The sequence below is a fragment of the Pseudomonas sp. NMS19W genome, from assembly GCF_051554255.1.
GTDB lineage: Bacteria > Pseudomonadota > Gammaproteobacteria > Pseudomonadales > Pseudomonadaceae > Aquipseudomonas > Aquipseudomonas kribbensis.
The window spans coordinates 5,625,559-5,637,450 of sequence record NZ_CP136718.1 but is presented as its reverse complement, the minus strand read 5'-3'; the positions used below and the strand labels follow the sequence as shown (position 1 = coordinate 5,637,450).

The following is an 11,892-nucleotide window of genomic DNA, read 5'->3' as shown; positions in this document are numbered from 1 at the left end:
GCTGAAGCGAGGCCAACCGGTCACGAGTCAGTACCCGAATTTCTTGACGACCATAGAGCGTTGGAACCACCTGATCCCATCCCGAACTCAGAAGTGAAACGATGCATCGCCGATGGTAGTGTGGGGTTTCCCCATGTGAGAGTAGGTCATCGTCAAGATTAAATTCCGAAACCCCAATTGCGAAAGCAATTGGGGTTTTGTTTTTTCCGCAGGAAAGTGGGCTGTTTGAATTCTATGCAACAGCTCGGTGCATGGCTATTATTCGGGCCTCATTCCGAGGCGAGACCTGCATGCTGACGTTGTTGAACCTTCTGAAGGATGGGCAATTCCATTCTGGCCAGGCTCTGGGAGCCACCCTGGGAATTAGTCGAAGTGCGGTGTGGAAGCAGCTTCAGCATCTCGAGGCTGAGCTTGGGCTGTCCATACATAAAGTTCGAGGGCGAGGCTACCAGTTGGCTTCGCCGCTGGCGTTGCTCGACCCGCTCAAGATAGAGGAAAGTCTTGCAGGCTGGTCCGTGAGTGTCTTCAGCTCAATCGACTCTACTAACGCCGAATCGCTGCGCGCCGTTGAGCGCGGTCAAATGGCCCCCTTTCTGGTGCTGGCTGAGCGACAAGTATCCGGACGTGGGCGCAGAGGTCGCAAATGGGTAAGCCCGTTTGCCGAGAACCTCTATTACAGTCTCGTGTTGCGTATTGACGGTGGGATGCGCCAGCTTGAAGGGCTAAGTCTTGTTGTCGGTCTTGCGGTCATGCAAACCTTGCGAGCGCTTGGAGTGGCGGGTGCCGGGTTGAAGTGGCCCAATGACGTTTTGGTGGGGCGAAAAAAAATCGCGGGAATCTTGCTGGAGCTGGTTGGGGATCCGGCAGATGTGTGTCATGTAGTGCTGGGTATCGGCATAAACGTGAACATGCAAACAACCGATGAGGTTGATCAGCAGTGGACTTCGATACGGCTCGAGTCGGGAAAGCCATGTGATCGCAATAGTCTGGCGGTTGAGTTGAGTAAGCAGTTGCAACTTTATTTGCAGCGTCACCAGTCAGGCGGTTTCTCAGTGCTTCAGGCAGAGTGGGAGGCGAGCCATTTATGGCAAGGACAGCCGGTTTCTCTCACTGCCGGCGTCACTCATATAGATGGCGTGGTGCTGGGGGTCGATAATCAAGGTGCGCTGCGATTGAATGTAGATGGTGTGGAAAGAGTCTTTAGTGGTGGTGAGCTCAGCTTGAGGTTGCGTGATGATTCTTGAGCTTGATTGCGGAAACAGCTTTATCAAGTGGCGGGTGCTGAATGCCGAGGCCGGTACCTTGATCGCGGAGGGGGTGGTTGACTCTGATGGGGCATTGGTCGGCAATCTTCGCTCGCTCGATAAGTTGTCTCTCGGCAAATGCCGCCTTGTCAGTGTAAGAACAGAAGACGAGACCAATTTGCTGATTGGTCTCCTCAAGCGTGAGTTCGATATATCCGTTGTCTGTGCGAAACCTGCTCGCGAAATGTCTGGCGTTAAGAACGGCTATGAGGACTACGAGCGTCTGGGCCTTGATCGCTGGTTGGCGATGCTTGGTGGCTTTCATCTGGCTGGTGGGGCTTGCCTGGTTCTTGATTTTGGGACGGCGGTGACTGCTGATTTCATCTCGTCGGAAGGGGAGCACCTGGGAGGCTTCATTTGTCCTGGTATGCCATTGATGCGAAATCAATTGCGTACGCATACTCGAAAGATTCGCTATGGCGACCTGGCGGCGGAGCGTGCATTGACGAGTCACGTTCCGGGGCGCAATACGGTCGAGGCGGTGGAGCGTGGCTGTTCGTTGATGCTCAGGGGATTCGTACTGACGCAGTTGGAGATGGCGCGTTCCTACTGGGGGGAAGGCTTCAGTGTTTTCATCACTGGAGGGGACGCCGAGCTGGTGTCGGATGTTGTGCCTGAGGCCAGGGTGGTTCCCGATTTAGTGTTCGTAGGTTTGGCTATGGCATGTCCTTTGTCCTGAGGTTTGTATGCGCTGGTTGTTTCTCCTGCTTCTTGTACTCAATGTGTTTTATTACGTCTGGCATCAGCAGGAGGCGCCATTGCGTGCAAAGGATGTCACGCCTCTGCGTCTTTATAGTGGTTCGCAGCAGGATATCCGTTTGCTGAGCGAGGCTGGTGATGCTACGCGGGGCGTGAAGACTGATGGGCAGTGTCTATATGTAGGTGGGTTGAGTCGTCCTGAAGCGGCACAATCTCTGGGGCTGAGTCTGGCTGAGTTGGGAGTGAAGGCTCAGGCTGTGCCTAAAGACCTTTCCAGCAATGCATATTGGTTCCGAATTACACCCGAAACCCAGCGTTTGCTGGGGGATGTTCAGATGCAAAACCTTTCCAAGGAATTCAATGAGTTAAAACATAAAATAATGCTGTGTGAGGGGGTTGCACCTGCGGAATAGTTTGCATAGAATGGCGCCCGCTCCACAGCGAAGACCTGAAAGGGTTTAAGCGGTGAGGTGATGTCAACGCAGCTAACCTCAGGTTTTTAAATGAGAAAATGCTTGACAAGGGTTCGGCATAGTATAGAATGCCGGCCTGATTAGGAGGGGTTCCCGAGCGGCCAAAGGGATCAGACTGTAAATCTGACGTCTACGACTTCGAAGGTTCGAATCCTTCTCCCTCCACCAGATTTTAGCGTGAGCTGCAGGCTCCGCGGGTATAGTTTAGTGGTAGAACCTCAGCCTTCCAAGCTGATGATGCGGGTTCGATTCCCGCTACCCGCTCCAAGTTTGCAGGTTGTGCAAAGTGTTACGCTCTTGTAGCTCAGTTGGTAGAGCACACCCTTGGTAAGGGTGAGGTCAGCGGTTCAAATCCGCTCAAGAGCTCCATATAACAAGGCAGATATGAAAATATCTGCCTTTGTTTTAATGGCTAGGGTTGTTTGCTTATTTCTTCTGTTAGGGGTGATATCGATGGCTAAGGAAAAATTTGATCGTTCCCTACCGCACGTCAACGTCGGAACTATCGGTCACGTTGACCACGGTAAAACCACTCTGACCGCTGCTCTGACTCGCGTCTGCTCCGAAGTTTTCGGTTCGGCCGTAGTTGAATTCGACAAGATCGACAGCGCTCCAGAAGAAAAAGCTCGCGGTATCACCATCAACACCGCGCACGTTGAGTACAACTCGAACATTCGTCACTACGCTCACGTTGACTGCCCAGGTCACGCTGACTACGTGAAGAATATGATCACCGGTGCTGCCCAGATGGACGGCGCGATCCTGGTTTGCTCGGCTGCCGATGGTCCGATGCCACAAACTCGTGAGCACATCCTGCTGTCCCGTCAGGTAGGCGTTCCGTACATCGTGGTTTTCCTGAACAAGGCTGATCTGGTAGACGACGCAGAGCTGCTGGAACTGGTTGAGATGGAAGTTCGCGACCTGCTGTCCACCTACGACTTCCCAGGCGACGACACTCCGATCATCATCGGTTCGGCTCGTATGGCGCTGGAAGGCAAAGACGACAACGAAATGGGCGCCACCGCTGTCAAGAAGCTGGTGGAAACTCTGGATAGCTACATCCCAGAGCCAGAGCGTGCTATCGACAAGCCATTCCTGATGCCAATCGAAGACGTGTTCTCGATCTCGGGTCGTGGCACCGTGGTAACTGGTCGTATCGAGCGTGGTATCGTCCGCGTTCAGGACGCCCTGGAAATCGTTGGTCTGCGTGACACCACTACCACCACCTGTACCGGTGTTGAGATGTTCCGCAAGCTGCTGGACGAAGGTCGTGCTGGCGAGAACTGCGGCGTTCTGCTGCGTGGTACCAAGCGTGACGACGTTGAGCGTGGTCAGGTTCTGGTTAAGCCAGGTTCGGTTAAGCCGCACACCAAGTTCACCGCAGAAGTTTACGTTCTGAGCAAGGAAGAAGGCGGTCGTCACACTCCGTTCTTCAAAGGCTACCGTCCACAGTTCTACTTCCGTACTACTGACGTGACTGGTAACTGCGAGCTGCCAGAAGGCGTTGAAATGGTAATGCCAGGTGACAACATTCAGATGACTGTTACCCTGATCAAAACCATCGCGATGGAAGACGGTCTGCGTTTCGCTATCCGTGAAGGCGGTCGTACCGTCGGCGCTGGCGTCGTAGCCAAAATCATCGAGTAAGTAGTTGTAATGTATTTTTCAGGCCGGCATAATGGTCGGCCTGATTTTGTTTTAGGTCAGTAGCTCAATTGGCAGAGCGACGGTCTCCAAAACCGTAGGTTGGGGGTTCGATTCCTCCTGACCTGCCAGATTCACTCGGTGTGTCTGGCTTTCTTTTTCACAGGATCTTCATAGATGACTCCTAAGGCTGAAGCTCAAGGCTCTCGCTTCGATCTGCTCAAGTGGCTTGTAGTGGTCGCTTTGGTGGTGGTTGGCGTTGTAGGCAATCAGTATTACTCTGCTTCGCCGATCCTGTACCGTGTACTCGCTTTGCTTGTCATTGCTGCTGTAGCTGCCTTTGTAGGCCTGCAGACTGCCAAGGGCAAGTCTTTCTTTGTACTGGTTAAGGAAGCTCGTACCGAGATTCGTAAAGTCGTATGGCCAACTCGCCAAGAAACCACGCAGACCACTCTGATTGTTGTGGCTGTTGTTCTGGTTATGGCGTTGCTGTTGTGGGGGCTTGATTCCCTGCTCGGCTGGCTTGTTTCCTTGATTGTCGGCTAAGGGTGTCCCGTGGCTAAGCGTTGGTACGTTGTGCATGCTTACTCGGGTTACGAGAAGCATGTCATGCGCTCGCTGATTGAGCGTGTAAAGCTGGCTGGCATGGAAGATGGCTTCGGCGAAATTCTGGTTCCCACTGAAGAAGTGGTTGAGATGCGTAATGGCCAGAAGCGCAAAAGCGAACGCAAGTTCTTCCCTGGTTATGTGCTGGTACAGATGGATATGAATGAGGGTACTTGGCACTTGGTCAAGGATACTCCTCGGGTGATGGGTTTTATCGGCGGTACCGCTGACAAGCCTGCACCAATCACTGATAAAGAAGCCGAGGCGATTCTGCGTCGCGTTGCTGACGGTAGCGACAAGCCGAAGCCGAAGACGTTGTTCGAGCCAGGTGAAACCGTTCGTGTTAATGACGGTCCTTTCGCTGACTTTAACGGTGTTGTTGAAGAAGTTAACTACGAAAAGAGCCGGATCCAAGTGGCAGTGCTCATTTTCGGTCGCTCTACTCCGGTAGAGTTGGAGTTCAGTCAGGTCGAAAAGGTCTAACTGGACAAGCATCCCAACCCCGCAGCCCTAGGCTGTGGGGTTTTGTCGTCACTGGGATAAACGCGCAAGTAACCGGGGAGCCTTTCGAGGCGTTCGAACCCGTAATTGGAGTGCCTCATGGCCAAGAAGATTACCGCTTACATCAAGCTGCAAGTGAAGGCCGCTCAGGCTAACCCAAGCCCACCTGTTGGTCCTGCTCTGGGTCAGCACGGCGTGAACATCATGGAATTCTGCAAGGCTTTCAACGCCCGTACCCAGGGTCTGGAAGCTGGTCTGCCGACTCCAGTGATCATCACTGTCTACAGCGACCGTAGCTTCACTTTCGAAACCAAATCCACCCCTGCTTCGGTTCTGCTGAAGAAGGCGGCCGGTCTGACCAGCGGTTCCGCTCGTCCGAACACCGTTAAGGTTGGCACTGTTACCCGTGCTCAGCTGGAAGAAATCGCGAAAACCAAAAACGCGGATCTGACTGCAGCTGATATGGATGCAGCCGTGCGCACTATCGCCGGTTCTGCTCGTAGCATGGGCCTTAACGTGGAGGGTGTGTAATGGCTAAGCTGACCAAGCGCCAAAAGGCTATCGCTGAAAAGATCGAAGCAGGCAAGTCCTACAACTTCGAAGAGGCCGCAACTCTGCTGGCCTCGCTGCCAGCTGCCAAGTTCGTCGAGTCGTTCGATGTGGCCGTTAACCTGGGTGTAGACCCGCGTAAATCCGACCAGGTCGTTCGTAGCGCTACTGTGCTGCCACACGGCACTGGCAAGACCGTTCGCGTTGCTGTGTTCACCCAGGGTCCAGCTGCCGAGGCCGCTCTGGCTGCCGGCGCTGACCGCGTAGGTATGGACGAACTGGCTGCCGAAATGAAAGGCGGCGACCTGAACTATGACGTAGTGATCGCATCCCCGGATGCCATGCGCGTTGTAGGTCAACTGGGTCAGATCCTCGGTCCACGTGGTCTGATGCCTAACCCGAAAGTTGGTACCGTTACTCCAGACGTAGCCACCGCGGTTAAAAACGCCAAGGCTGGTCAGGTTCGTTATCGCACCGACAAAAACGGCATCATCCACACTTCCGTTGGCAAGATCGGCTTCGATGCCGTCAAGCTGAAGGAAAACGTTGAAGCCCTGATCGCTGACCTGAAGCGTATCAAGCCAGCTTCCTCGAAAGGTATCTACGTCAAGCGCGTTACCCTGAGCACCACCATGGGCCCAGGTCTGGTTATCGACCAGAGCTCGCTGGACGCGTAAGACAAAAATTGGCGCAGGTGACTGCGCCAATTGAAAGATTGGGGTCCCTGCCTGGCGGGGGCTATCCAAGACCGTAGGCGACGCAAGTCTTAAACCTCAAGCCTACGCAGATGGTGCTCCCGGTTCCTTACCGAATCAGACACCAAAACGACATTCGGTTTCGATCGAATGAAACGGTAACAAGCAGGAGTTAAACCCGTGGCAATTAATCTCGAAGACAAGAAGGCCATCGTCGCTGAAGTCAACGAGGCTGCCAAAGTCGCTCTGTCCGCTGTCGTGGTTGATGCCCGTGGCGTAACAGTAGGCGCAATGACCGGACTCCGTAAAGAGGCTCGTGAAGCTGGCGTTTACGTACGTGTTGTACGTAACACCCTGCTCAAGCGCGCTGTTGCTGGCACTTCGTACGAAGTGCTGAACGACGCGTTCACCGGCCCGACCCTGATCGCATTCTCCAACGAACACCCGGGCGCTGCTGCTCGTCTGTTCAAGGAATTTGCCAAGGGTCAGGATAAGTTCGAGATCAAGGCAGCTTCGTTCGAGGGCAAGTTCCTCGCAGCGAATGAGATCGACGTGCTGGCAAGCCTGCCAACTCGCGACGAAGCTATTGCGAAACTGATGAGCGTGATTCAAGGCGCTACCAGCAAGCTGGCTCGTACTCTGGCGGCAATTCGCGATCAGAAAGAAGCTGCTGCAGCCTGAGGCTGAGCGTTTCCAATCTCGCGTATTTTTGTTTATTTCGACGGCCGTACAGGCTGTCCACCAAATCAGGAATTGAGTCATGTCTCTGACTAACGAACAAATCATCGAAGCAATCGGCCAGAAAACCGTTCTGGAAGTTGTTGAGCTGATCAAAGCAATGGAAGAAACCTTCGGCGTGACCGCTGCTGTTGCTGCTGCTGGTCCAGCTGCTGCTGCCGCTGTTGTTGAAGAGCAAACCGAGTTCAACGTTGTTCTGGTTGAAGCCGGCGAGAAGAAAGTAAACGTGATCAAGGCAGTTCGTGAACTGACCGGTCTGGGCCTGAAAGAAGCCAAAGAGAAAGTCGACGGCGCTCCTCAGGTTGTAGCTGAAGGCGTTTCGAAAGAAGCTGCTGAAGACGCTAAGAAGAAGCTGGAAGAAGCAGGCGCTAAAGTCGAGCTGAAGTAAGCATCGACTTTGCTCCTCCAGCCCGAGCGTCAAGCGACAGGCTGATGGCTGGTGGCTCTTGCCACCGGCCTTTTTCCGTTATTGGCAGCCGACTCGGTCGGTGCCGATAACGAGCTGTAACCATCCGATGTGATGGCGCAAACCATGGGGTTTGCACGATTTTCTGGCTGCTCCCGTCGGGAGGGGCCAAACAAGCAGGTGACCAAGCTGGGGAACGCTGATGGCTTACTCATATACTGAGAAAAAACGTATCCGCAAGGACTTTAGCAAGTTGCCGGACGTCATGGATGTGCCTTACCTCCTGGCCATCCAGCTGGATTCGTATCGTGAATTCTTGCAAGCGGGAGCGACTAAAGATCAGTTCCGCGACGTGGGCCTGCATGCGGCCTTCAAATCCGTTTTCCCGATCATCAGCTACTCCGGCAATGCTGCGCTGGAGTACGTCGGTTATCGCCTGGGCGAACCGGCATTTGATGTCAAAGAATGCGTATTGCGCGGTGTAACTTTCGCCGTACCTTTGCGGGTAAAAGTGCGCCTGATCATTTTCGACAAAGAATCGTCGAACAAAGCGATCAAGGACATCAAAGAGCAAGAAGTCTACATGGGTGAAATCCCCCTGATGACTGAGAACGGTACCTTCGTAATCAACGGTACCGAGCGTGTGATCGTTTCCCAGTTGCACCGCTCCCCGGGCGTGTTCTTCGACCACGACCGTGGCAAGACGCACAGCTCCGGCAAACTGCTGTACTCCGCGCGCATCATTCCGTACCGCGGTTCGTGGCTGGACTTCGAATTCGACCCGAAAGACTGCGTGTTCGTACGTATCGACCGTCGTCGCAAGCTGCCGGCCTCCGTACTGCTGCGCGCGCTCGGCTATACCACCGAAGAAGTGCTGGACGCGTTCTATACCACCAACGTATTCCACGTTAAGGGCGAGAGCCTGAGCCTGGAGCTGGTGCCTCAGCGCCTGCGTGGTGAAGTTGCTGTTCTCGATATCCAGGACGACAAGGGCAAGGTGATTGTCGAGCAGGGTCGTCGTATTACCGCTCGCCACATCAATCAGCTGGAAAAAGCCGGGATCAAAGAGCTGGACGTGCCTCTGGACTATGTCCTGGGTCGCACCACCGCCAAGGTCATCGTGCATCCGGCTACCGGTGAAATCCTGGCAGAGTGCAACACCGAACTGACCACTGAAGTCCTGGCGAAGGTCGCCAAGGCTGGTGTCGTTCGTATCGAAACTCTGTACACCAACGACATCGACTGCGGTCCTTTCATCTCCGACACGCTGAAGATCGACTCCACCAGCAACCAGTTGGAAGCGCTGGTCGAAATCTATCGCATGATGCGTCCAGGCGAGCCGCCAACCAAGGACGCTGCCGAGACCCTGTTCAACAACCTGTTCTTCAGCCCTGAGCGCTATGACCTGTCTGCGGTCGGCCGGATGAAGTTCAACCGTCGTATCGGTCGTACCGAGATCGAAGGTTCGGGCGTGCTGTGCAAGGAAGACATCGTCGCGGTACTGAAGACCTTGGTCGACATCCGTAACGGTAAAGGCATCGTCGACGACATCGACCACCTGGGTAACCGTCGTGTTCGCTGCGTAGGCGAAATGGCCGAGAACCAGTTCCGCGTTGGCCTGGTACGTGTTGAGCGTGCGGTCAAAGAGCGTCTGTCGATGGCAGAAAGCGAAGGCCTGATGCCGCAAGATCTGATCAACGCCAAGCCAGTGGCTGCGGCGGTGAAAGAGTTCTTCGGTTCCAGCCAGCTGTCGCAGTTCATGGACCAGAACAACCCGCTGTCCGAGATTACCCACAAGCGTCGTGTCTCCGCACTCGGCCCTGGTGGTCTGACTCGTGAGCGCGCGGGCTTCGAAGTCCGTGACGTACACCCGACTCACTACGGTCGTGTCTGCCCGATTGAAACGCCGGAAGGTCCGAACATCGGTCTGATCAACTCCCTGGCGGCTTACGCTCGCACCAACCAGTACGGCTTCCTCGAGAGCCCGTACCGTGTGGTGAAAGAGGGTGTGGTCACCGACGATATCGTGTTCCTGTCCGCTATCGAAGAAGCCGATCACGTGATCGCGCAGGCTTCGGCGACCATGAACGAGCAGAAAGTCCTGGTCGACGAACTGGTAGCCGTACGTCACCTGAACGAATTCACCGTCAAGGCGCCTGAAGAAGTCACCTTGATGGACGTTTCGCCGAAGCAGGTAGTTTCGGTTGCAGCGTCCTTGATTCCGTTCCTCGAGCACGACGACGCCAACCGTGCGTTGATGGGTTCGAACATGCAGCGTCAGGCTGTACCAACCCTGCGTGCCGACAAGCCGCTGGTAGGTACCGGTATGGAGCGTAACGTGGCTCGCGACTCCGGCGTTTGCGTCGTGGCTCGTCGTGGCGGCGTGATCGATTCCGTCGATGCCAGCCGTATCGTGGTTCGTGTTGCCGATGATGAAGTTGAAACCGGTGAAGCCGGTGTCGACATCTACAACCTGACCAAATACACCCGCTCGAACCAGAACACCTGCATCAACCAGCGTCCGCTGGTTAGCAAGGGTGATCGTGTTCAGCGTAGCGACATCATGGCCGACGGTCCGTCCACCGATATGGGTGAACTGGCTCTGGGGCAGAACATGCGCATCGCGTTCATGGCGTGGAACGGCTTCAACTTCGAAGACTCCATCTGCCTGTCCGAGCGTGTAGTTCAGGAAGACCGCTTCACCACGATCCACATTCAGGAACTGACCTGTGTGGCCCGTGACACCAAGCTTGGCCCAGAGGAAATCACTGCGGACATCCCGAACGTGGGTGAAGCTGCACTGAATAAGCTGGACGAAGCCGGTATCGTTTACGTAGGTGCTGAAGTTGGCGCAGGCGACATCCTGGTTGGTAAGGTCACTCCGAAAGGCGAGACCCAACTGACTCCGGAAGAAAAACTGCTGCGCGCGATCTTCGGTGAAAAAGCCAGCGACGTTAAAGACACTTCCCTGCGTGTACCTACCGGTACCAAAGGCACTGTCATCGACGTGCAGGTCTTCACTCGTGACGGCGTTGAGCGTGATGCTCGTGCACTGTCGATCGAGAAGTCCCAGCTGGACGAAATCCGCAAGGATCTGAACGAAGAGTTCCGCATCGTTGAAGGCGCGACCTTCGAACGTCTGCGTTCCGCTCTGGTAGGCCACAAGGCTGAAGGCGGCGCGGGCCTGAAGAAAGGTCAGGACATCACCGACGAAGTACTCGACGGTCTTGAGCATGGTCAGTGGTTCAAACTGCGCATGGCTGAAGATGCTCTGAACGAGCAGCTCGAGAAGGCTCAGGCCTACATCGTTGATCGTCGCCGTCTGCTGGACGACAAGTTCGAAGACAAGAAGCGCAAACTGCAGCAGGGCGATGACCTGGCTCCAGGCGTGCTGAAGATCGTCAAGGTTTACCTGGCAATCCGTCGTCGCATCCAGCCGGGCGACAAGATGGCCGGTCGTCACGGTAACAAGGGTGTGGTCTCCGTGATCATGCCGGTTGAAGACATGCCGCACGATGCCAATGGCACCCCGGTCGACGTGGTCCTCAACCCGCTGGGCGTACCTTCGCGTATGAACGTTGGTCAGATCCTTGAAACCCACCTGGGCCTCGCGGCCAAAGGTCTGGGCGAGAAGATCAACCGGATGGTCGAAGAGCAGCGCAAAGTCGCTGAGCTGCGTACGTTCCTGGACGAGATCTACAACCAGATCGGCGGTCGTAACGAAGATCTGGACAGCTTCTCCGATCAGGAGATCCTGGATCTGGCGAAGAACCTGCGTGGCGGCGTTCCAATGGCCACTCCAGTGTTCGACGGTGCCAAGGAAAGCGAAATCAAGGCCATGCTGAAGCTGGCGGACCTGCCAGAAAGCGGCCAGATGCAGCTGACCGACGGCCGTACCGGCAACAAGTTCGAGCGTCCAGTTACCGTTGGCTACATGTACATGCTGAAGCTGAACCACTTGGTAGACGACAAGATGCACGCGCGTTCTACCGGTTCGTACAGCCTGGTTACCCAGCAGCCGCTGGGTGGTAAGGCGCAGTTCGGTGGTCAGCGTTTCGGGGAGATGGAGGTCTGGGCACTGGAAGCATACGGTGCTGCTTACACTCTGCAAGAAATGCTCACAGTGAAGTCGGACGATGTGAACGGCCGGACCAAGATGTACAAAAACATCGTGGACGGCGATCACCGTATGGAGCCGGGCATGCCCGAGTCCTTCAACGTGTTGATCAAGGAAATTCGTTCCCTCGGCATCGATATCGATCTGGAAACCGAATAAC

The 11,892-nt window shown here is 55.1% G+C and carries 11 protein-coding genes, 4 tRNA genes and 1 rRNA gene; all 16 read left to right on the top strand.

Annotation, left to right across the window (positions count from 1 at the left end; all coding sequences use genetic code 11):
- Nucleotides 1–42 precede the first annotated feature (42 nt).
- The 16 genes from rrf to rpoB all read left to right on the top strand — a co-directional run bounded on the left by rrf (nt 43) and on the right by rpoB (nt 11,891).
- Nucleotides 43–158, top strand: a 5S ribosomal RNA gene (gene rrf, locus R1A29_RS25920).
- A 132-nt stretch (nt 159–290) separates the two neighbouring features.
- The gene (gene birA, locus R1A29_RS25915) at nt 291–1,244 is read left to right on the top strand and encodes a bifunctional biotin--[acetyl-CoA-carboxylase] ligase/biotin operon repressor BirA (protein ID WP_438299933.1); all 954 of its coding nucleotides are present in this window, start codon (nt 291–293) and stop codon (nt 1,242–1,244) included.
- Nucleotides 1,234–1,983: a pantothenate kinase gene (locus R1A29_RS25910; RefSeq protein WP_438299932.1), complete on the top strand. Its 750-nt coding sequence runs from the start codon at nt 1,234–1,236 to the stop codon at nt 1,981–1,983. Before birA ends, R1A29_RS25910 begins: the two co-directional genes overlap by 11 nt.
- Nucleotides 1,984–1,990: 7 nt before the next feature.
- Nucleotides 1,991–2,416, top strand: coding sequence for a hypothetical protein (locus R1A29_RS25905; protein ID WP_438299931.1), 426 nt, complete (start codon nt 1,991–1,993; stop codon nt 2,414–2,416).
- Nucleotides 2,417–2,559: 143 nt separating this feature from the next.
- A tRNA-Tyr gene (locus tag R1A29_RS25900) sits at nt 2,560–2,644 on the top strand.
- A 25-nt stretch (nt 2,645–2,669) separates the two neighbouring features.
- Nucleotides 2,670–2,743 (top strand) — tRNA-Gly (locus tag R1A29_RS25895).
- Between the two features lie 26 nt (nt 2,744–2,769).
- Nucleotides 2,770–2,845 (top strand) — tRNA-Thr (locus R1A29_RS25890).
- A gap of 84 nt (nt 2,846–2,929) precedes the next feature.
- Nucleotides 2,930–4,123, top strand: coding sequence for an elongation factor Tu (gene tuf / locus R1A29_RS25885; protein WP_438299930.1), 1,194 nt, complete (start codon nt 2,930–2,932; stop codon nt 4,121–4,123).
- A gap of 53 nt (nt 4,124–4,176) precedes the next feature.
- A tRNA-Trp gene (locus R1A29_RS25880) sits at nt 4,177–4,251 on the top strand.
- 46 nt (nt 4,252–4,297) lie between these two features.
- Complete coding sequence (gene secE, locus R1A29_RS25875) at nt 4,298–4,666, top strand: preprotein translocase subunit SecE (RefSeq protein WP_007916493.1); 369 nt, start codon at nt 4,298–4,300, stop codon at nt 4,664–4,666.
- A 9-nt stretch (nt 4,667–4,675) separates the two neighbouring features.
- Entirely contained in the window at nt 4,676–5,209 is a 534-nt protein-coding gene (gene nusG / locus R1A29_RS25870; protein ID WP_007957598.1) for a transcription termination/antitermination protein NusG, read from the top strand.
- 117 nt (nt 5,210–5,326) lie between these two features.
- Nucleotides 5,327–5,758, top strand: a complete 432-nt coding sequence (gene rplK / locus R1A29_RS25865) for a 50S ribosomal protein L11 (protein ID WP_003228756.1) — start codon at nt 5,327–5,329, stop codon at nt 5,756–5,758.
- Nucleotides 5,758–6,453 carry a 50S ribosomal protein L1 gene (gene rplA / locus R1A29_RS25860; RefSeq protein WP_011336175.1) on the top strand — a complete coding sequence of 232 codons (696 nt, stop codon included), beginning with the start codon at nt 5,758–5,760 and terminating at the stop codon, nt 6,451–6,453. The genes rplK and rplA overlap by 1 nt, the downstream gene beginning before the upstream one ends.
- A gap of 198 nt (nt 6,454–6,651) precedes the next feature.
- Nucleotides 6,652–7,152 (top strand): 50S ribosomal protein L10, encoded by a 501-nt coding sequence (rplJ, locus tag R1A29_RS25855; protein WP_011336174.1) that lies wholly within the window; start codon nt 6,652–6,654, stop codon nt 7,150–7,152.
- Between the two features lie 79 nt (nt 7,153–7,231).
- Nucleotides 7,232–7,597, top strand: a complete 366-nt coding sequence (gene rplL / locus R1A29_RS25850) for a 50S ribosomal protein L7/L12 (protein WP_007957596.1) — start codon at nt 7,232–7,234, stop codon at nt 7,595–7,597.
- 220 nt (nt 7,598–7,817) lie between these two features.
- The gene (rpoB, locus tag R1A29_RS25845) at nt 7,818–11,891 is read left to right on the top strand and encodes a DNA-directed RNA polymerase subunit beta (RefSeq protein WP_438299929.1); all 4,074 of its coding nucleotides are present in this window, start codon (nt 7,818–7,820) and stop codon (nt 11,889–11,891) included.
- Nucleotide 11,892: the final 1 nt, after the last annotated feature.